Below are 18,674 nucleotides of genomic sequence, written 5' to 3' on the forward strand. Positions count from 1 at the left end.
CATCGGTGAGCGCTCAGCACGTGCACGGAATTTTTAGCCGTAGTTCAGGAGCGTTCCGCAACGACACTGGACCTTCGTGAACGCGCCACCTAACTTTCGAGGATGCTCAGGTTTGGCCTCGCGCCCGCGGGGGCGATCCAGCACTGAGCCCGCGGTGCGACCCAGGCGGGGAAATCGGCAGGGCAGGGCAGAATGCGGCCGATGGCCGGATTCGGCCAGCACCAGCCCTTCGATGCTGGCGTCAGATAGCGGCCGCTTGGCGCCGCTCGACCCGTCGCGGTCCTTCGTGGATCTCAAGGTCCCAATCCACTGGCATCCCAGAGCGGCCGGTCGAATGGCTGCCTCTGGGCCTCGCAGCAGGCAGTCGCCATTGCTCACGCATGACTCAACCGAGGGCGGATGTTCTGGTTGTTGTGGAAGACGTTGTCGGGGTCGTACTTGGTCTTTACGTCCACCAGCCGGTCATAGACGAAGGCGCCGTACGCCTCGCGGACCCGGCCGGGGTCTTCGTCGCCGCCGAGGAAGTTGACGTAGACGCCTTCCCGGAACCGGCCGAGGGCGGCTAAGAACCCCCTTGCCCAAGCGGTGTCCCGCGTGGCGAAGTCCTCGCCGGGCCGCCATACCGCATCGAGCGTGATCGCGTGCGAAGCCTGCCGGTTCCCAAACGCTGTCCCGCCCTCGGCCACTCGGCTCACCGCGCCCTTCAGATGGAACATCGCCACGTACGACCGTGGCGACGCGCAGGTGAACGCGTGCTCGGCAATCACGTCAATGAGGTCATCGCTGAGATCGGGGAGGTGGGTTGACTTCCAGTAGTAGTTCCAGCCGTGGACGACGGTCGAATCGAGTGCGCTCTGGAATCCCACGTATGGTGTGGGGCCGACCAGGTCGACAAGAGGAGGCCGACACACGCGAAGCGGGCCGAGCGCCCGCTCACCGTCCTCGATCGGCCCGGCATAGCAGTTGCCGACCATCATCACCGGGCGCCAGTGCAGATCCGTGGGAATAACCGGCAGCGGTGGCGCGGTGCCAAACCTCACTACTGTGCCGAGCTCGTCGGGAGCGTCGCGGACGAAGTCGCGGTAAAAGCGGAGAACCTCGCTGGCGTCATTCGCGTCCCAGAGGATGGGCCCGGCCAGGACGGTCGGCCCGACGCAGTGAAGGCGGAACTCGAACGAGGTGACCACGCCGAAATTGCCGCCGCCGCCGCTCAGCGCCCAGAACAGGTCGGGGTGCTCGTCCTCGGACGCGCGCAGCAGCTCGCCGTCGGCTGTTACGACATCGGCGGCGAGAAGGTTGTCGACCGTAAGTCCATGCTTGCGCATCAGCCATCCGACGCCACCGCCGAGGGTGAGCCCGGCGACGCCGGTGTGGCTCACGATTCCACCGGTGGTGACCAGACCGTGCACCTGCGTCTCGTGGTCGACGTCGCCCCACAGCGCACCGCCCTGCACCCAGGCCCTGCGATGGGCGGGATCGACCCGCACGGCCCGCATGGCCGAGAGGTCGATGACGATCCCGTCGTCGCAAACGGCGGTGCCCGCCACGTTGTGGCCTCCACCTCGTATGGCGATCTCCAGATCGTGGTCGCGGGCGAACCGCACAGCCGCGACCACGTCGGCGACCCCGATGCATCGGGCGATCAGACGCGGGTGCCGGTTGATGGCGCCGTTCCACACGGCACGCGCGATGTCGTAGTCGGCGTGGTGGGCACTGATCAGCCGGCCTCGAAACCCGTCGATTTCAACGAGGGTTGGCTGCTTGCCCCGGTGGCCCAATTCCGCGGTCGTTGGTGTCGTCATGGTGTCCTCCACTTCGAGGACCACATCGGACCACCGCGGACCGCGGCCGTAAAGTCAAAAATCTGGACTTCACAGCCGAAGGTGGGTGCGCGACACTGGGATTATGAGGACGTACGGCCAATACTGCCCCATCGCCCGTGGCGCCGAGATCTTCGCCGAGCGCTGGACGCCGCTGATCATCCGCAACTTGCACCTGGGGTGCGGAGGCTTCAGTGAGATCCTGGAGGGCGCGCCCGGACTGTCGCGCACCCTGCTCTCAGAGCGGCTCAGGCAGCTCGAACGGCGCGGTATCGTCGAGTCGGCACCCAAGCCCGACGGACGCGGGCGCCACTACAAGCTCACGTCCGCGGGCCACGAGCTCTTCACAGTTTGCCAGGTACTCGGTGAGTGGGGTGCGCGTTGGCTCGAGATCGCCCCCGAGAATCTCGACCCATATGTGGCCCTGTGGTCGATGTGCCACGCGCTCCGCCGAGACCGGCTCCCGGATCGACGCATCGTCATCCGCTTCGACTTCACCGGTCGGCCGCGCCCTGAGCGCTATTGGCTACTCATCGAGCTCGGAGACACCGAGATCTGCAAGACGTGCCCCGGCCGCGACGAGGACCTCTACATCACGGCGGAAGCCGAAGCCTTCGTCAAATGGCACGCCGGCCATCTCACCTGGGCCCAAGCCACCCGCGAGGGCCGCATCCGACTCCACGGCCCCATGTCGCTCGTAAGAGCCTTCCCAACCTGGAACGCCCGCAGCATGTTCGCCCAGATCACGCCGGTCGCCCGTGCCGACGGGAGCCCCGCAGGCTGACAGGCCCGACGCGGGCTCCGACTCTGGCACCGCACCGACCGCAAAGGTCCGGTCTATGGTCAAGCCGAACGGCAGGTATCGAGCGAGTTCGCCGGTGGGAGAGCGCGGCAGCTATTGGCCGCCGAATTTCGTGGCTGACCGCTTCGTCAGGGCTGGCCGGCAGAAAAGAGCGCACACGCGCCGCGTACGGTGAGGAGCCGAATGACTGCAGCCAGTCTTGAAGCGAAGTTCGGCTCGAGGCAGCTTCGCAGCGGGAGCGGTCCTTGGGTCTATGCTCGCGTGCTACCGTAGTCGGCCAAGACCGGCTGTCAGGCCTGTCGTCCGGGAGACTTCATGTTCAAGGTGGCGAGCGCAATACTTCTGTGCGTTCTGGCCGGCTGCGCCAGCAACTCGCCCCAGGGCTATTCGGTATGCTCGACTCAGCCAGGCACCTATGCGTGTCAAATCGAGCAGTACCAAAACGTCAACGACTGACGACGTTCTGGGCGGAGGCCCGACAGGCAGAACCCGGCCAGGAACGGACCTTCGCAACGTCAACCAAGTTCCTTCCGAAGCCGACATTCGCCAGAACTCCCTCGCCGTGCGACAGTCGAGTGCAGGTAACCAGTCGCTGGTGCACGTTTGACTAGAGGCTTGAGCCTCCGTCCACCACAAGTTGAATGCCGGTGATGTATGACGAGTCGTCAGATGCCAGGAACAGGGCTGCCTTTGCAATCTCCCACGGAGTACCCTGCCTACCCATAGGGCAGCGCGAGTCGCGGAACTTGTGTCCTGCTGCAGCCTCATCCGCCGTCTTGTAGAGCGCATCCGCGTGCGGTGTCCGAATCATCCCAGGCACGATGCAGTTGCATCGGACTTGGTCGGGCGCGTACTGCCTGGCGATGACACGCGTCATGTGATTCAGGCCAGCTTTCGAAGTGCTGTACGACAGGAACTGCATCGGGCTCCACTTGAGGCTGGCGGTTGACGATACGTTGATGATGGAACCGGACCTCTGAGCGCGCATGATTGGCATGACGGCCCTTGCAGTGGCCATTGCACCCCGCAAGTTGATGTCCATTACCTTGTCCCAGTCGTCATCCTTTACGTCGACGAGCTCGCCCAGAATCTCGATGCCGACGTTGTTGTGCAGCACGTCGACCCGCTGATGCATTGACACCACCTCGGCAACGACTGCGTCGACCTGCTTGGAGTCCGTGACGTCCATCGCCATTGCGATTGCTTTTCCGCCATCGTCTCGGATGAGCTGCGCCGCGAGCTCAGCTGCTTCCAACGAACGGTCAGTGCAGACAACCAGCGCGCCCTCGCGGGCGAAGGTCAAAGCGCATGCAGTGCCGTTGCCGACCTGGTCGACGCCTGTGAATTCCTTCTTGAATGTTCCGGCCCCAGTCACGAGGGCCACCTTGTCTTTCAGCTTCATGGCATTCCTTTGCGCAAACGATTCCGCAATGCTAGCGCTCTTGGCCATGCAGTAGCAACGGGTTAACCCCTGGCGCCAGTGTCTCTCGAGCAACAGCCATTGGTGAGGTGTCAAAGTCCGGCATTAAGGGTAAACCCCACTTTCGAGAATTTGTGTCAGGCGCAGAATTGCGCAAACGTTTCCACACGATTGAGAAAGCACCCATGACGAAAGACGAACTTCGACAAGCACGCCTGAAAACGGTGCGTGACCACATGGCGCTCGAGTGCACCCAAGATTGGGACGGCGTCATCAACACGTTCGAGCATCCGCGCTACGAGATGTACGGCAACGGTGCTGTCTACGACGGCGAGGAGCAGGTTCGGGTCTACTTCCAGTCTTCGCGCCAAGCCTTTCCGGACCAGGCCAATGAAATTATTTCGATTGCCGCCGACGACGAGCGAGACACGGTTCTCGTGGAGTTCTTCCTCATCGGCACCCATTTGGGCGAGTTCAAGGTTCGAGAAAAGACCTATCCGCCGACTGGCAGGTCGTTCAAGGTGCGACTGGCGGCAACGTTCCTGTTCGGGCCCGGCTCCGCGAAGATTATTTGCGAGCGCCCTTACTCGTCGCCCGACCTGAAGCTCATCGCCCTCGGGTTGCTCTAGTTCTCGCGACGGGCAATTTCCTCAAGCCTCGGGCGCCGCACACGATTCCCGCTCGATTAGCCGCATATCGACCACCGCAGATTGAACCTCTGGAGCCTCGTTGTGCATCCTTGTCAGCAGCATCGACGAAATCTCATCCGAGAGCGAACGGATGTCCCATGCAAGCGCAGTTATCGATGGACTGTGGAGCTCGGAGAACTCCGTGTCGCCGATGGACACGATGCTCACGTTCCCAGGGATGCTCAACTTGGCCGACCGCATGGCGGCGAGCACGCCGGCGAGGATTCGGGTACCGAGGCACAGAAATGCAGTTGGTCGGTCCTTGCGCGCCAGCATCCGAGCAGCTTGGTCAGTCGGAAAGTTCATCGACGAATCGGCAAAGCAAATCAGGCTTGGGTCATAGGCCAATCCAGCTGCAGTCAAGCAATCCTGGTACGCCTGTACCCGGTCCCGGATTGGCTGAATCTGGCTGCCAGGAGTCATCAATGCGATGTGCTTGTGTCCCAGCCCAATCAGGTATTCGAGCGCTTCAGTGGTGCCCCGATAGTGGTCGACCTTGACTGCGCCCAGCTGTTGGCCGCCATCGCGGTCGAAGAGCACCGTCGAGATGTCTCGGACCTCATTGATGACGTGAGCGACCGAATCCGTTTGGCACGGGCCCAGGATGATGCCGTCGACCTTGCGGCTCTTGAAAAAACGAATCAGCTGGACCTCGGTGGCAATGTCGTTGTTCGAGCTGGCCACGAACAGTGCATAGCCCTGTGCAGAAAGTCGCCGCTCGACCGACTTGACCAGGCGTCCATAGAAGGGATTGGAAATGTCGCTGACGATGATGCCAACCGCATGACTCTGCTTGGACCGCATGGTGCGCGCGATGGCGTTGGGCTGATAGCCCAGCTTTGCCGCAACGTCGCCGACCTTCTTGATGGTGGCACTGCTGACGCGACCCGTCCTATTGAGGGCTCGCGACGCTGTGCTGATAGACACGCCTGCCAATCGAGCGACGTCATGGATACCGACTGCTGACATCACAACCTTTCTGCAACCCTAAAACTCTTAAAGAACCAGCGGCCTACTCGACTCGTCGGGTTGGCCCCAATGAATCTAACACCCACTAGTATCTACCATGCGGAAACGTTTCTGCAACCGGTGGCGCTTAAGCAACAGGAGCACGAGTGACAACCCCCACATCCATCACGAAGCAGGAAGAACTGCTGACGGTCAACATCCACGGCATGACCTACGTACCCGGCGCCGCGCCCGGTTCGGAAATCATTCCGCTGTTCCTTGACCGCGAGAACGGTATTTGGGTTTTGTATGGAAAGTTTGCCCCTGGCACGAAGCTGCCCAAGCATTTCCACACGGGCACCGTCCACTTCTTCACCACCAAGGGTCAGTGGAACTACGCCGAGCACCCTAAGGACCCGCAAACAGCCGGCAGCTACCTCTACGAACCAGCAGGCTCCATCCACACCTTCTCGGTGCCCGAGGACGCGAAGGAGGCTGCCGAGGGCTTCATGGTGGTGTACGGCGCCAACATCAACTTCGATGGAGATGCCTTTCTCAACATCCGCGACGCAGGGGCCATCGAAGACGGGATTCTCAGCTACCTGAAGAGCAAGGGACTGCCGATTCCTGGCTACATCACGCCCAAGGGCGCCGGCTTTAAGAACCTTCAAACCCACGCCAACAAGTGAGCGACACCATGAATACTCGGAGACACTACCTCGCACAAAGCGCAGCCATCGCCCTCGGGACCCTCGCATCCTCAGCCTGGTCTCAGGCAAACTGGACTGCCAAAAGGCCGATTACGTTGCTTGTACCAGGCCAAGCCGGGGGTAACTCGGACATCTTGGCGCGCCTGGTTTCTACCGCCATGGGGACCTCCCTTGGTCAGCCAATCGTCGTCGACAACAAGCCGGGCGCTTCTGGGACCCTCGCCTCGGCCCTCCTTTCTAAATCGCCTGGCGACGGCCAGACGCTACTCGCCGCCAGCAGCGACACACACACCGTCTATCCGCACTTCTTCAACAACAAGAACTTCCACCCGGAGGGCCACGTGCCGGTGGCGGTCATCTCCTTCGTGCCGTTTGCCCTGGCAGTGCGCAAGGACCTCGAGGTCAAGAACCTGAAGGAGTTCATCGCGCTAGCAAAGGACAAGCAGATGACGTTCTCCACGTGGGGCGTGGGAACAACCGGGCATGCGGCAACGATGCTGTTCATGCGAGCGTCCGGCGTCCAAGACATGCTGCACGTCCCGTACACCGGCAGTGCGCCGGCCATTCAGGCGCTGATGGCCGGGCAGGTCGACGCCATGATGGGCGCGATTCCGTTGATTTCCTCAGCGCGAGGCCAACTCAAGCCGCTGGCCGTGATGTCAAAAAACCGCTCCCCTGCACTCAAAGACATCCCGACGTTCGAAGAGTCGGGTCTGGTCATCAATGAGACCAAGGAGTTCTGGGTGGGCATCGTTGCGCCGCCGGGTACGCCGGATGACGTAGTCAACGCCATCTCTGTCGAGATTCAGAAGGCGATGGCAACACCTGCAGTGAAGGCGCGCATCGAAGAACTTGGTGCCATTCCACAGTTCGTCGGTCCCAACGAATTCAGGCAGGTCATCAAGAAAGAGTCCGCCCAGTGGGCCCAAATCACCCGTGACGCTGGTGTCAAGCAGCAAGACGTCTAGAAAGGCGCGGGAGGTCAGCTCCGACAAGGTTGATGACCGCGCCATGGCGTTGCAGCAAGAGCCCTAAAGATGAAGCAACTCAAGTTTGGAAACACCCGCGTCGACCGGGTCGTAGAGATTGACAATTTCTGGGTGGACCCAGCATGGCTCTACCCCAACATCGAGCCGGGAGTGGCGGCCCGGCATCAGGCCGAGCTCGGGCCTAACCTCATAAGTCCGGGTGACTTCAAACTCAACCTGAGCTTCCACAGCTACCTCATTCGGACTGGAACCGCGAACATTCTGGTCGACGCGTGCAATGGCAATCACAAGGACCGACCACGCGCCAAATGGCAGCACATGTTTAAGTCGGACGAGTACCTGAGCAATCTGGCCAGGTTCGGTCTGACCCCCGGTGACATCGACATGGTTCTGTGCACGCATCTTCATACGGACCACGTCGGATGGAACACGATACTCAGCAATGGGAGATGGGTGCCAACCTTTCCCAATGCGAGGTACATCTTCGCGAAGAAGGAGTTTGAACACTACCTTCGGCTTCACGAGAAGAAGCCCGACCTGCCCGTCAACCAAGGCTCCTTCGTCGACAGTGTCCTGCCGGTCGTCGAGTCCGGCCAAGCGCTGCTCGTTGACTCAAATCACCTGGTTGAAGGCGACTTGGCAAAGGGTGTCTGGCTTGAGGATTCGCAGGGACACACCCCCGGGCACGTAACGGTGAATGTGAAGGAGGGTGGCCAGCACGGGGTCATGACTGGCGACATCTTCCATCACCCCATCATTTTTTTAGAGCCTGGGCTCATCAATACCGGAGACTGGAATCCGGAGCTCGCGCGGGCAACTCGCCAGACGCTTGCACAACGGTTTGCCGACACGGACACGCTGCTGCTCACCATGCACTTCCCGGCGCCCACGGCCGGTCGCATCCACTCGTGCAACCACGGGTTCACGTTCAAGTACCTGCGCTAAGCGCATGGTGCTCTTACCAAACATAAGGAGACATATCTTGAAGGTTCTGTACACACTCGCTCTGGGGGTCGGCCTGGCGTACGCCGGGCACGCGTGCGCGCAATCCAGCGACTATCCGACAAGGCCCATCAAACTTTTGCTGCCGTTGTCAGCCGGAAGCGGCGGCGACACCATCGGTCGCATGCTTGCCGAGTCGATGGCAAAGAAGTTGAACGGCTCAATCTATGTCGACAACCGTGTCGGAGCAGGCGGAACCATTGGCGCAGCGCAAGCTGCAAGGTCACCAAACGACGGGTACACCATCACCATGGGAGGCATGACCTCCCACATCATCGCGCCAGCGGTGTACGCCAAACTTCCGTACGACCCCGTTACCGACTTCAGCCAAATTGGAAGAATCGGAACAGCAGGTGTCGTGGTGGTCTCCAGCATTGATTTTCCAGCCAAAAACCTCAAGGACCTTGTCGCGAATTCCAAGGGACAGGACAAGCCCTTGCAGTACGGCACTTGGGGCCACGGTTCGACGGGTCATCTCTGTGGTGAGGTGCTCGTCCAAAAGGCGGGCGCGAAGCTGGACCATATCCCTTTCAAATCCTCGGGTGACCTCGTGACGGGCCTGCTTGGCGGGCACATCCGAGTGGGTGTGTTGGATATGGGAACCGCATCTCCGCTGGTCAAGTCCGGGAAGATTCGCGCCTTGGGAATTTGTGGTAGCCGCTCGCCGAGCATGCCGGAAGTGGGCACCTATCCGGACCAAGGCGTTGACTTTCGTAGTGAGCTGAGCTGGACTTTGCTCGCCCCTGCTGGCGTCCCGCCAACCGTCGTGAACAAGCTGTCCGCTGCACTTCGCGACACCCTCGCAGAAAAGGCAACTGCCGACCGCCTTCTGGGCCTCGGTGTCCAGCCGGCCTACCTTCCACCTGACGAGCTACGCAAACTCATGCGTGAAGACATCGCCATATGGAAAGCGGTGGCGGAGACTGCCAACGTGAAGCCGGAGTAGCCCTGTCATGAAAAGGCTCGACGACTTCCAGCACCGGAGTTCAAGCGTGAGTGCATTGCAGCAATGTGCGCGGGCGAGTCACCGCGGCTAGCGGCTCCGGTGGACACCCAAGCCGCGACCCTGCGTATCAGAGATGCTCAACAAGGTCCACTATCCGCCTTCCTGAGGCTTAATCTTTTGGCCGTGTATGAGGGGGAATTGACAGATGCACCGGGCGTCATCGGGGGTGTTCTGCGTAGTTGCCTGAACGGCCGCTTTCGAGAAGTGGGAATGTCCGCAAAGGGCTGCGGATTCAACCGGCGGTTGCGACCTAACCGGCGGCGGCTCGTGATCCCCTCGCGGCCCCCGGAAAATTCAAAGATGGGTGAAAAACCCACCGGAAAATTCAAAGTGTGTTGCCCAGCGCGTTCAAAGTAGCTTGGCAGAGCTGCTCCAAAGTCCTTGATGCGCAACGCCACGGCCTTCGATCCTGGCCGCCGATCGACAGCTTGAGCCATGGAGGGTTGCGGCACCCGCCATCCTTGAGTCAGATCTGCACCCAAGCACCTGCTGGGCCGCTACGCCTTCGACGCGGTGACCCGGTCCGCGAGCTCCCTGATGCGGAGGTCGACCAGCGAACGCCAGCCCTTGAGGTCCGAGCTTCGCCCGTATTGCGCTTCAACCTCTTTCTCCGCCTGCGCACCAAACTGGCGTCTGGTCCAAATGGGCAAGCGAGGAGTTCGCGCGCGCGGGGTGGCCTCGCGCGGGCTCGGACGCGCCGAGAGAGCACCGAAGGCGGATGCGTGCCCCGCGTCGAACTCCGCCATCAGCTGAGCCGGATTCTCCGCGAGCAAGCTGCACTCCCGCTCGGTGAGACGGCGGACATCAGGCGTCCCATGCAGCGGCCGAGCTGAGACTTCGGTGCCGAGCATCTTTCGATAGCAGCCTGCGCCCAGGACGATGATTCCCTCGCTGTGGACGACGACGTAAAGCTGCCGAAAAACAGTGCGGCCACAGCCTGCGGCCTGACATGCAAACCGTCTGGCTTGTGCAACCTCCACAATCGCGAGCAGCTTTCCAGTTTCCATCCGCCGGCCCGATCAGGACTTGGATAGGAAAGTATGTTTCGAGCGATGGTGTTTGTCCGCTGCACTTCCGGCCTAGGTCAGTACATCCTTTGCCAGCAAGCTGGCGCGAACCGCTTGCGGAATATCTCGTTTGGAGAATGGCGGAAGGCTGGGGCAAACTACGCTCATGACGGCCACCAGTGATGAGATCGCAGCCCTGCGAGTCGAGTTCGAACGTTCCCATCGCCGGCCTGCTCGCGCGCTGGCAGAGCTGCTGTTGCTTGGAAATGTGATCCTCGAAGATCACCAGTTGCTTGAGGGAAAGACCGGCGACGCCTTTGAGCAGTTCGTGCTACAGAGCTTGAGCGATCAGGGCGTGGAAGTGGGCGAGTTCGCTGCCGCCGTGAAAGCGTTGGGCACCCTGCGAGCGACGCTGGCCGAACTCCAGCAATTGCCTGATTAAGTAGGCAGTTTCATAAATGCGGCCACGCATATTCTTGATAAGTTCGGCCGCGTATGGCGTCTTGTGCAATCCTTCGACCAGGGGTTGCATATGCCAAGGAAGAGCCCGTTCCATATCGAGTTGACGCTGGATGAGTCGGCCGAGTTGAATCGTCGCGCAACCAGATATACGTTGCCGTATTTCGAGGTTGTTCGAGCCAAGATGATCCTGATGGCCGCCAACGGCATGGACAACGACGAGATTGCCCCGCGGCTGGACACCCGGCGCGAGGTGGCCAGTCACTGGCGCCAGCGTTTCTTCAAGGAGCGATTGGCGGGTCTCGAAGAGAGAGCCCGCCCGGGACGCCCACGGGTCTTTCCCCCCAAAGGTCACGGTTGAGATCAAGGCGCTCGCATGCGAGTTGCCGGCCACCTTGGGCTTGCCGCTGTCGCGCCTGAGCGTTGCCGACGTGGCGCGACACGCGCAGCGCTCGGGCCTGGTGGCGCGCATCAGCGACAGCACGGTCTGGCGTTGGTTGCACGAGGACGCGATTCGCCCTTGGCGGCACCGTTGCTGGATCTTTGCGCGGGACCCGCACTTCCATGCCAAGGCCGGCCGCATCCTGGATCTGTACGAGCGACGCTGGCAAGGGCAGTCACTGCGCAAGGACGAGTTCGTCATCTCGACCGACGAGAAGACCAGTATCCAGGCTCGGCTGCGCATGCATCCGAGCCTGCCCACCGAGGCAGGCAGGTAATGCGCGTGGAGCACGAGTACGCACGCGATGGCGCCTGGGCGTACTTGGCGGCGTTGGACGTGCATCGCGCCAAGGTGTTCGGCCGCTGCGAAGCAACCACCGGCATCGCGCCCTTCGAGCGTTTGGTCGATCAGTCATGAGCCAGCCGCCAAACGTAAGCGGCTGCGGCGACGACGGAGGGGTGTTGATCGGCCGCATTCTGTGCCGGATGTGCCAGCAGCGAAATCCGACGATGCGCGACTTTTAGACAAGAACGCTGCAACGCTTGGACAAGCGTCAAAGCCGAAGCCGCCCTAGTCTTCGGTCAACCTGCTGACAAGGCGGGGACAACCCCTCAGCCCTCGGGCACCACGCACGAAATCCACCGGAGTTCTCCATCATGGCAAGCAAGACCCACCCCAGGCTGCGCGTCGCCGCGGTCCAGGCCGCCCCCGTGTTTCTCGATCTCGACGCGACGATCGACAAGACCATCGACCTGATGGGCCGCGCGGCGAAGGATGGCATCCAGCTGCTGGCGTTCCCCGAGACCTGGTTGCCAGGCTACCCCTGGTGGATCTGGCTGGATTCGCCGGCCTGGGGCATGCAGTTCGTGCAGCGCTACCACGACAACTCGCTGGTGATCGGATCGCCCGAGTTCGAGCGCATCAGGGACGCCGCACGCAAGCATCGCATCTGGATCTCGTCGGGCTTCAGCGAGAAGGCCGGAGGCAGCCTCTACATCGCTCAGTTCCTGATCGACGACAAGGGCAACGTCGTGCAGACGCGCCGCAAGCTCAAGCCCACCCACGTCGAGCGCACCGTCTTCGGCGAGGGCGACGGCTCCGACCTGACGGTGTGCGAAACAGAGATCGGCAACATCGGGTCACTGTGCTGCTGGGAGCATCTGCAGCCGCTTTCCAAGTACGCCATGTACTCGCAGAACGAGCAGATCCATTGCGCCGCCTGGCCGAGCTTCTCCCTCTACCGGGGCGGCGCCTACGCGCTCGGCCCGGAGGTCAACAATGGCGCCAGCCAGCTCTATGCAGCCGAGGGCCAGTGCTTCGTGATCGCGCCATGCGCGACGGTATCGAGCCCCATGGTCGACCTGCTGTGCACCGACCCGACGAAGAAGCAGCTGCTGCTCGCCGGTGGTGGCTTCGCGCGCATCTACGGGCCGGACGGCTCGCCGCTGGGCACGAACCTGGCCGAGGCCGAAGAGGGTTTCGTCGTCGCGGACATCGATCTCGGACTGATTTCGCTCGCCAAGGCGGCCGCCGACCCCAGCGGCCACTACGCGCGGCCCGACGTGACGCAGCTGCTCTTGAACAAGACCCGGCGGGAAGCCGTCGTCGTCCAGACTTCTCCCGCGGCTGAGATGGCGCAGATTACCCCCGTGGCGGAACCCGCAGCGGCGCAGGCCCTGTCCGCCTGAGCGGAGTACCGCATGAGCATCTATCACGACCAACAGCGCCAGTTGCAGGACGCGTTCGACACGCGCCGGCTGGCGGATGTCATCGAGACCCACAACCTGCACGACACCTTGAACCCGCTGGACACCGCGTTCATCGCGACGAAGGATTTCTTCTTTCTCGCGACGGCCGATGGCTCGGGAAAGCCAAGCTGCTCCTTCAAGGCCGGTCCGGCGGGCTTCGTCAAGGTGGTCGACGAACGGACTCTGGCTTTCCCTTGCTACGACGGGAACGGCATGTACCTGTCCATGGGCAACGTGCTGGCCAATCCGAAGGTCGGCATCCTGTTCATCGACTTCGAGAAGCCCAACCGCCTGCGGATCAGCGGAGAGGCGTCCGTGATGAGGGATGACCCGTTGATCTCCGAGTACCCGGAAGCCCAGTTCGTGGTCCGGGTTGCCGTCAGCGAGATCTTCCTGAACTGTCCTCGATACATCCCCAAGCTTCAGCGAGTCTCGAGTTCGCCGTTCGTGCCCGCGCCAGGGCGGGAAACGCCGTTTCCCAACTGGAAGCAGATCGACTTCGTGCGCGATACCTTGCCCGAGCGAGATCGTCGCAAGGCATTGGAGATGCCGGCGATTGACATCATGGACTACATCAAGGCGATCGAAGAATCGTGAATTAAGGGGCGAGTATGAGAAGTCGTTCATGACGTGGCTCGCGCGGGGCAAGGTGCTGCGCGGTGGCATTTTCGATGTCTTCGGCTACACGCAGGAGCGTCGCCTGGAACGCAGCCTGATCGCCCAGTTCGAGGCGCGGCTGGACGAGCTGGTGGCCGAGCTCTCACCCGAGGATCAGGCGCTCGCAGCGCAGCTTGCCGCCATACCGCTCGCAATCCGGGGATTCGGCCATGTGAAGCTCGCCAACCTGGCGTCGGCGCGCGGACGCGAGGCGCGGCTGCTGCAGCGCTTTGCGCCTGCGCGCTATCCTCGGCCGGTGTCCGCGGCGAGGGCAGGGCAGATCCGCGGCATCGCTGTCGTCGCACAGTGATCGCGTGAGCGCCACGAAGCTCACGAGGACTCGCGAGAACTGGCGAATTTCTGCGATGCGCCTTTCACATTTGCACTCCATAGGTCGCGACAGTCGCCGGCATCGAGGACCCACCCATCAATGGGTGGGCGCCGAAGCATCCTCTACCAGCGCCGATCGACTGTCACCTCCAAGGATGAGGCACCAGTGTTACGCCAGGATAAAGAGCCGACGCCCCATCGCCCTGGCTCGCTCAACCGTGCGCCAGCAGCATCTTCAGGAAAGTGAGCCCGTTGCGCTGGCCCTTGTCCTCGTCGCAGTTGTTGAAGATCAGGTGCGTGTTGCGCACCTTGTAGGCCAGCCGCACCACCTCGATCACGATCTCGCGCAGTTCCTGGTCCGGATAGTCGTAGTCGAAGCGCTCGGCTGCTGAAGACGCCCCCTTGATGTTGTAGGTGTCCACGTTGCGGCCGTGCAGGCGCACCAGCGCGTAGTCGGGGTTCGTGGTTTCCGCCAGCAGCGGCACGCTGTTGGCGAAGCCCTGCGGCCCGTCGACGATGGTGTGCACGGCGCCGAGCGCGCGCAAGAAGTCGATCGTGCCGGCGCGGCTCGCCTCGTCGAACCAGGACTTGTGCCGGAACTCGACGCTGCAGGTGTGCCCCTCCATCTGCTCGATGCAGTGCTCGACATGCGCATGCCCTTCGCGGTTGCACATCAGCCAGGGCGGGAACTGGAAGTGGACCAGGCCGAGCTTGCCTGCCGCCTTGAGCGGCGTGATTGCATCGACGAACCGGCGCCAGAGCTCGGCGCGGATCTCCGGCGGCGTGCTGCGGTAGTACAGCGTCTGGCTCGTGCCCAGCGCCTCCTTGATGTCCTTGTGCAGCACCTTCGGGTCGGTCTGGTGGCCGGTGAACAGGCGAAAGGCCTTCACGTTGAATACGAAGCCCTCGGGCGTGCGCTCGGCCCAGTTGTGGGCGTTGGTCGGCGTGGGGATCCCGTAGTAGCTCGAATCGACTTCGACCAAAGGAAAGAGCGACGCGTAGTAGCGCAGACGCGCCTCGGGCGTCTTCGCTTCCTTCGGGTAGAAGCGCCCGCAGTCGATCAGCGTCTTGTCAGTCCAGGAGGCTGTGCCGACGAGGATGGCCATCGGCACATGCTACCGGCTCGAGCCAGTTTTGGGCAGCTTCGGCCGGCGTCATGGCGCGCAGACGGGCGTCGCGCCAAAGGTCCGCGGCAATGTCCTCCAGCGGCTCGACGCAGCTTGCGCTCACCAGCCCGTGACAAGATGCGGTTTCGCCTGTGTTTATTCACGCACCTCTGCAAAAGCACGGACCGGGAAGGCTGCCGCGTCCCTCGCCTTCAGCGGGATGGAGAAAAAGCGGAACGCCGCGCCGTGCAGGCGCGACAGTCCGGTGAGGTTTTCCACGATGAGGATGCCTTGCCTTAGAAACCGGGTATGTGCTGGACGTTCTGGATCCTGCGTGGAGTCGACGTTCGCGCAGTCCACCCCAAAAAGGGCAATTCCCGCATCGCAGAGCCAGGTCACCACTTCATGCGAGACGAACGGGTGCAATCGGTAGGTCTCCGTTCCCCAATGGCGATCCCAGTCGAAGTTCACCAGCACTGCCCGGCCTGCGAGATGCTCGGGAAACTGCAGGTCTGTCAACCTCAGCTGCTGCCTGGGACCCGCGTGCCGGGCGTCGATGACGACGCCGTCCAGAATCAGGCGGCTGAGCTCGATGGAAGCGACATCGTTCGCGCCTTCGAAACGGTGACGCGGGGCATCCATCTTCGTGCCGACGGAGCTTTGGAATGCCACGTCAGAGATCTCGAACGAGGCCTTGTTCTCGTAGTGGGGGCGCGACTGCGCATGCGTCATGTAGGGTCGAATGTGCGCCGTGAGTTCGACTGTTTCGCCGTTCTCAGCCTTGAAGAGGACGCCGGGCATCCCGTCGTGGAATACGTGAGAGAGGTCGACAAACATTTGTTCATCCCCCGCTTGATTTCAGCGCAGACACCTCCGACCTGCTGGTGCGGCTCGCGCTCAGTGCCGGTCGTGAGCGCACCATAGTATGCAAGGGGCGGGCGGTCAACGGCGGTCGTTTCCATCCGCATCCGACTTGCGTTTAGCGCTGAAGCATGGATGCGCATCCAGTTCTTGTCCGTTCACTGGAGCTAGCCGGAAACCCCATGCGCCCATACAGTATGTTCCGCATGTGTTCGCCATCATTTGCCGCTGCCGGCGAGAGGGGCAAAAGATGCACCCCGAGGACATCGAGGCTGACCCTGTGCCAGGCGAGCTGCTGGTGTATCAGAAGGGGATGAAGCGCGTGGCCGTGCTGGGGGGGGCGGATCGGGAGAGCTACCTGATACCGCTGCTCGTTGGCGTTGCCGGTGCTTATGCTCTATAACGATCTCGGCCCGAATGTGAAGTGGGGCACATTGTCCGCCTTGATCACCGAAACGCGCGATACCTGCCCGAGAGAGGATGTGTCATCCTCGGTTTGACCTTCAGCCGCCGGATGACTTGAAATCGACCCTGATGAATTTTGATCTTTGAGAAACTGCACCTCGCGGGCCCGGACCTGTCGAACTATGAACTGGGCGAACCCGTGTTCGTCTATGACCGGGGTCGCTTTCTTGGCTCGCTCGATCCGATTGAAGTCAGCGTCGACAGGTCGGATGTTCACATCAGTCGCTTCTTGGCTTCGCCGGCTTTGGGCAGCGAGCAACGCAACTTCGGCCCGCTCTTGCTGGTCGAGGTCACCATGTTTCTGGCTGAGCGCTTCCCTAGGGAGATGCTGATCAATGAACGACGCCGTCGGATCTGTGGGCATCACGAAGCGATGCGGTCGATTTCACGCCGTGAGGGTCGACCCGCGGTGCGTTTCGCGCCTCTTGCGAGGCCACTTTCGGCGTTCAAGACGCACCTCGGGCATGAGCGGCCAACAGCGACCTCTTGGCGATGACCAGATTGGCCAGCCCGAACAGGCTGAACAGCTGCGCCTCGTTCTTCGCGAGGCCCTTGTAGCGGGTCTTCTTGTGACGAAACAGGTTCTTGATCACATGGAACGGATGCTCGACCTTGGCCCGCACGCTCGCCTTCAGCTGCTCGGCCTTGTCCAGCAGGCGCGCCCACTTGCGCGTCAGGTCCAGCTGCCGGCGCTTGCCCGGCTGCATCGCCACGTGCCACTGCGGGCCTTGCGCTTCTTCGCGCTTGTGCACGCCTCGGTAGCCGGCATCGCCGAAGGCCACCGACTCCTGGCCGTGCAGCAGCGCACCGGCTTGTGTCACGTCGTTGACGTTGGCCGCCGTGGCGACCACCGTGTGCACGAGGCCCGATTGGGCATCCACACCGATGTGCGCTTTCATGCCGAAGTGCCAGGCCTTTCCCTTCTTCGTCTGGTGCATCTCGGGATCGCGCGTATTGCCCTCGTTCTTAGTCGAGCTGGGCGCGGCGATGATGGTCGCGTCCACGATGGTGCCCGCGCGCATCAGAAGGCCCTGTTCGGCAAGATGAGCGTTGATCTCCTCGAACAGGGCCTTGGTGAGGTCGTTGTCCAGCAGCAGTCGCCTGAACTTCAGCAGCGTGGTGGCGTCGGGCACCGACTCGCGCGACAAGTCAATGCCCACGAAGTCGCGCAGCGCCTGGCTGTCGTACAGCGCATCTTCCAGCGCTTCGTCGGCCAGCCCGTACCACTGCTGGAGGCAGTACATGCGCAGCATCCGGGGAACACCGATCGGCTGGCGACCGACGCGCCCGCTCGTGGGGTACAGCGGCTCGATCACGGCGATCAAACGAGACCACGGCACGACGCGCTCCATGTCGGCCAGAAACTTCTCGCGGCGCGTGCGCTTCTTCTTCATCGCGTACTCGGCGCTGGCAAAACTGCGTTGGTTCATCTCGGTGGTGCTGTGAGTTGCTCTGTCTTCACGCATGCACGGGCCGTGCCCGCCGCGACCTATTGATCAGCGTTTCCCTAGCATCCAGACCGTGTGCTTTACCTTGACGCGGGAGATAGAGATGTATGGCGAGGGCATGATGGTTGCCGCAGCCCGATCCGACCTGTTGCGAAGCATCGGCGCCACGGACGTCCATGTTCGACCGAAGCCGGACTCGAGCAAGCCCGGCAACTTCGTGCTCCAAGGCGTTTGGCTGTACACAGAGGACAATCTTGTCGCTCTCCGGGCAGCACTGACTACCCAGCGTGCGCTCTATCGCGAGCACCTGGGCCGCGTTCGAGCGGACAAGCGTCCGGTTCAGCTGCTGCGCCGCTTGAAGCAGTGGTGGGCGCACGATGGTCACAGATGAGGTGGCGCGCCTTCGGGCAGTCAATCCGCCTTCGTGATGTCTCGTGCGCGCCGCTCAACTGCAGGGCCCGGATCGTCGCCTGAGCACTGGCGGGACCCCTGCGGATCTGCGTCCAGGACCCTGCGGGCGGACGCGCTGCGCCTGTGCACCGGATCTGACCATGGCGGCCGCACAGGCCGCGCGCCATGGTCGCGAAGGTCATACTTGTGGGCTCAATCCCGTGGAGGTGCCCATGGCGGAGCTGGAGACCGAGTTCCACTACAACGGTCACGACGTTGCGATCACATTGGTCGAGCGAGAAGGAAGCCTGGCATTGGTCGTATGTCATGGACGCCACGTCGCGCTTCGAGCTGCAACCAGGGTTGCCGTCGAGC

The 18,674-nt window shown here is 62.2% G+C and carries 21 protein-coding genes; 13 read left to right on the forward strand and 8 right to left on the reverse strand.

Translation table 11 applies throughout. From position 1 onward, the window contains the following. Positions 1-374: 374 nt before the first annotated feature. The gene (locus tag ACSQ86_RS32160; RefSeq protein ID WP_436307129.1) at positions 375-1,802 is read right to left on the reverse strand and encodes an FAD-binding oxidoreductase; all 1,428 of its coding nucleotides are present in this window, start codon (positions 1,800-1,802) and stop codon (positions 375-377) included. Between the two features lie 103 nt (positions 1,803-1,905). Here ACSQ86_RS32160 and ACSQ86_RS32165 point away from each other — a divergent pair, with 103 nt between their 5' ends. Then, entirely contained in the window at positions 1,906-2,604 is a 699-nt protein-coding gene (locus ACSQ86_RS32165) for a winged helix-turn-helix transcriptional regulator (protein WP_093110544.1), read from the forward strand. A gap of 625 nt (positions 2,605-3,229) precedes the next feature. On the opposite strand, the gene ACSQ86_RS32170 is transcribed toward ACSQ86_RS32165, so the two are convergent. Further along, a complete protein-coding gene (locus tag ACSQ86_RS32170; protein WP_436307128.1) occupies positions 3,230-4,024 on the reverse strand; it encodes an SDR family NAD(P)-dependent oxidoreductase in 795 nt (264 codons plus the stop codon). A gap of 203 nt (positions 4,025-4,227) precedes the next feature. On the opposite strand from ACSQ86_RS32170, the gene ACSQ86_RS32175 reads away from it, so the two are divergent. Then, positions 4,228-4,671, forward strand: coding sequence for an ester cyclase (locus tag ACSQ86_RS32175; RefSeq protein ID WP_436307127.1), 444 nt, complete (start codon positions 4,228-4,230; stop codon positions 4,669-4,671). A gap of 21 nt (positions 4,672-4,692) precedes the next feature. On the opposite strand, the gene ACSQ86_RS32180 is transcribed toward ACSQ86_RS32175, so the two are convergent. Next, positions 4,693-5,700, reverse strand: a complete 1,008-nt coding sequence (locus ACSQ86_RS32180; protein ID WP_436310484.1) for a LacI family DNA-binding transcriptional regulator — start codon at positions 5,698-5,700, stop codon at positions 4,693-4,695. A gap of 146 nt (positions 5,701-5,846) precedes the next feature. On the opposite strand from ACSQ86_RS32180, the gene ACSQ86_RS32185 reads away from it, so the two are divergent. From ACSQ86_RS32185 to ACSQ86_RS32200, 4 genes are all read left to right on the forward strand, one after another. Continuing rightward, on the forward strand, positions 5,847-6,368 hold the full coding sequence (locus tag ACSQ86_RS32185) for a 2,4'-dihydroxyacetophenone dioxygenase family protein (RefSeq protein ID WP_436310485.1): 522 nt from the start codon (positions 5,847-5,849) through the stop codon (positions 6,366-6,368). Between the two features lie 8 nt (positions 6,369-6,376). Beyond that, positions 6,377-7,357 carry a Bug family tripartite tricarboxylate transporter substrate binding protein gene (locus ACSQ86_RS32190; protein WP_436310888.1) on the forward strand — a complete coding sequence of 327 codons (981 nt, stop codon included), beginning with the start codon at positions 6,377-6,379 and terminating at the stop codon, positions 7,355-7,357. A gap of 69 nt (positions 7,358-7,426) precedes the next feature. Then, on the forward strand, positions 7,427-8,323 hold the full coding sequence (locus ACSQ86_RS32195) for an MBL fold metallo-hydrolase (RefSeq protein ID WP_436307123.1): 897 nt from the start codon (positions 7,427-7,429) through the stop codon (positions 8,321-8,323). A 37-nt stretch (positions 8,324-8,360) separates the two neighbouring features. Continuing rightward, entirely contained in the window at positions 8,361-9,326 is a 966-nt protein-coding gene (locus tag ACSQ86_RS32200; protein WP_436307122.1) for a Bug family tripartite tricarboxylate transporter substrate binding protein, read from the forward strand. 557 nt (positions 9,327-9,883) lie between these two features. Here ACSQ86_RS32200 and ACSQ86_RS32205 read toward each other — a convergent pair. Then, on the reverse strand, positions 9,884-10,393 hold the full coding sequence (locus tag ACSQ86_RS32205; RefSeq protein ID WP_093110473.1) for a hypothetical protein: 510 nt from the start codon (positions 10,391-10,393) through the stop codon (positions 9,884-9,886). Positions 10,394-10,559: 166 nt separating this feature from the next. On the opposite strand from ACSQ86_RS32205, the gene ACSQ86_RS32210 reads away from it, so the two are divergent. The 7 genes from ACSQ86_RS32210 to ACSQ86_RS32240 all read left to right on the forward strand — a co-directional run bounded on the left by ACSQ86_RS32210 (position 10,560) and on the right by ACSQ86_RS32240 (position 14,009). Then, positions 10,560-10,835: a hypothetical protein gene (locus ACSQ86_RS32210; protein WP_093110472.1), complete on the forward strand. Its 276-nt coding sequence runs from the start codon at positions 10,560-10,562 to the stop codon at positions 10,833-10,835. Positions 10,836-10,898: 63 nt separating this feature from the next. Next, positions 10,899-11,213, forward strand: a complete 315-nt coding sequence (locus ACSQ86_RS32215; protein ID WP_436307121.1) for a helix-turn-helix domain-containing protein — start codon at positions 10,899-10,901, stop codon at positions 11,211-11,213. Positions 11,214-11,235: 22 nt separating this feature from the next. Further along, entirely contained in the window at positions 11,236-11,571 is a 336-nt protein-coding gene (locus tag ACSQ86_RS32220) for a hypothetical protein (RefSeq protein WP_436307120.1), read from the forward strand. After that, positions 11,571-11,711, forward strand: coding sequence for a hypothetical protein (locus ACSQ86_RS32225; RefSeq protein ID WP_436307119.1), 141 nt, complete (start codon positions 11,571-11,573; stop codon positions 11,709-11,711). Before ACSQ86_RS32220 ends, ACSQ86_RS32225 begins: the two co-directional genes overlap by 1 nt. 239 nt (positions 11,712-11,950) lie before the next feature. After that, positions 11,951-12,982: a carbon-nitrogen hydrolase family protein gene (locus ACSQ86_RS32230; protein ID WP_436307118.1), complete on the forward strand. Its 1,032-nt coding sequence runs from the start codon at positions 11,951-11,953 to the stop codon at positions 12,980-12,982. A 42-nt stretch (positions 12,983-13,024) separates the two neighbouring features. Next, entirely contained in the window at positions 13,025-13,639 is a 615-nt protein-coding gene (locus ACSQ86_RS32235) for a pyridoxamine 5'-phosphate oxidase family protein (RefSeq protein ID WP_436310486.1), read from the forward strand. Between the two features lie 28 nt (positions 13,640-13,667). After that, positions 13,668-14,009 carry a DUF6537 domain-containing protein gene (locus tag ACSQ86_RS32240; protein WP_436307116.1) on the forward strand — a complete coding sequence of 114 codons (342 nt, stop codon included), beginning with the start codon at positions 13,668-13,670 and terminating at the stop codon, positions 14,007-14,009. Between the two features lie 232 nt (positions 14,010-14,241). On the opposite strand, the gene ACSQ86_RS32245 is transcribed toward ACSQ86_RS32240, so the two are convergent. From ACSQ86_RS32245 to ACSQ86_RS32260, 4 genes are all read right to left on the reverse strand, one after another. Beyond that, positions 14,242-15,135: a DUF72 domain-containing protein gene (locus ACSQ86_RS32245; RefSeq protein WP_436296924.1), complete on the reverse strand. Its 894-nt coding sequence runs from the start codon at positions 15,133-15,135 to the stop codon at positions 14,242-14,244. A 156-nt stretch (positions 15,136-15,291) separates the two neighbouring features. Then, on the reverse strand, positions 15,292-15,972 hold the full coding sequence (locus ACSQ86_RS32250) for a cyclase family protein (protein ID WP_436307115.1): 681 nt from the start codon (positions 15,970-15,972) through the stop codon (positions 15,292-15,294). 421 nt (positions 15,973-16,393) lie between these two features. Continuing rightward, positions 16,394-16,825: a hypothetical protein gene (locus tag ACSQ86_RS32255; RefSeq protein ID WP_436310487.1), complete on the reverse strand. Its 432-nt coding sequence runs from the start codon at positions 16,823-16,825 to the stop codon at positions 16,394-16,396. 82 nt (positions 16,826-16,907) lie between these two features. Continuing rightward, the gene (locus tag ACSQ86_RS32260) at positions 16,908-17,891 is read right to left on the reverse strand and encodes an IS5 family transposase (protein ID WP_436306994.1); all 984 of its coding nucleotides are present in this window, start codon (positions 17,889-17,891) and stop codon (positions 16,908-16,910) included. Between the last annotated feature and the right edge of the window lie 783 nt (positions 17,892-18,674).

The sequence above is a fragment of the Variovorax sp. LjRoot130 genome (genome assembly GCF_964253755.1).
Classification (GTDB): Bacteria; Pseudomonadota; Gammaproteobacteria; order Burkholderiales; family Burkholderiaceae_C; genus Variovorax.

Excerpts from the sequence above, each read along its gene's own strand:
- ACSQ86_RS32190 (WP_436310888.1), top strand. The coding sequence starts at position 6,377 with ATGAATACTCGGAGACACTACCTCGCACAAAGCGCAGCCATCGCCCTC.
- ACSQ86_RS32205 (WP_093110473.1), bottom strand. The coding sequence starts at position 10,393 with ATGGAAACTGGAAAGCTGCTCGCGATTGTGGAGGTTGCACAAGCCAGA.
- ACSQ86_RS32180 (WP_436310484.1), bottom strand. The coding sequence starts at position 5,700 with ATGTCAGCAGTCGGTATCCATGACGTCGCTCGATTGGCAGGCGTGTCT.
- ACSQ86_RS32240 (WP_436307116.1), top strand. The coding sequence starts at position 13,668 with ATGACGTGGCTCGCGCGGGGCAAGGTGCTGCGCGGTGGCATTTTCGAT.
- ACSQ86_RS32160 (WP_436307129.1), bottom strand. The coding sequence starts at position 1,802 with ATGACGACACCAACGACCGCGGAATTGGGCCACCGGGGCAAGCAGCCA.
- ACSQ86_RS32175 (WP_436307127.1), top strand. The coding sequence starts at position 4,228 with ATGACGAAAGACGAACTTCGACAAGCACGCCTGAAAACGGTGCGTGAC.
- ACSQ86_RS32245 (WP_436296924.1), bottom strand. The coding sequence starts at position 15,135 with ATGGCCATCCTCGTCGGCACAGCCTCCTGGACTGACAAGACGCTGATC.
- ACSQ86_RS32170 (WP_436307128.1), bottom strand. The coding sequence starts at position 4,024 with ATGAAGCTGAAAGACAAGGTGGCCCTCGTGACTGGGGCCGGAACATTC.
- ACSQ86_RS32250 (WP_436307115.1), bottom strand. The coding sequence starts at position 15,972 with ATGTTTGTCGACCTCTCTCACGTATTCCACGACGGGATGCCCGGCGTC.
- ACSQ86_RS32255 (WP_436310487.1), bottom strand. The coding sequence starts at position 16,825 with ATGCCCACAGATCCGACGGCGTCGTTCATTGATCAGCATCTCCCTAGG.
- ACSQ86_RS32225 (WP_436307119.1), top strand. The coding sequence starts at position 11,571 with ATGCGCGTGGAGCACGAGTACGCACGCGATGGCGCCTGGGCGTACTTG.
- ACSQ86_RS32230 (WP_436307118.1), top strand. The coding sequence starts at position 11,951 with ATGGCAAGCAAGACCCACCCCAGGCTGCGCGTCGCCGCGGTCCAGGCC.
- ACSQ86_RS32165 (WP_093110544.1), top strand. The coding sequence starts at position 1,906 with ATGAGGACGTACGGCCAATACTGCCCCATCGCCCGTGGCGCCGAGATC.
- ACSQ86_RS32260 (WP_436306994.1), bottom strand. The coding sequence starts at position 17,891 with ATGAACCAACGCAGTTTTGCCAGCGCCGAGTACGCGATGAAGAAGAAG.
- ACSQ86_RS32210 (WP_093110472.1), top strand. The coding sequence starts at position 10,560 with ATGACGGCCACCAGTGATGAGATCGCAGCCCTGCGAGTCGAGTTCGAA.
- ACSQ86_RS32195 (WP_436307123.1), top strand. The coding sequence starts at position 7,427 with ATGAAGCAACTCAAGTTTGGAAACACCCGCGTCGACCGGGTCGTAGAG.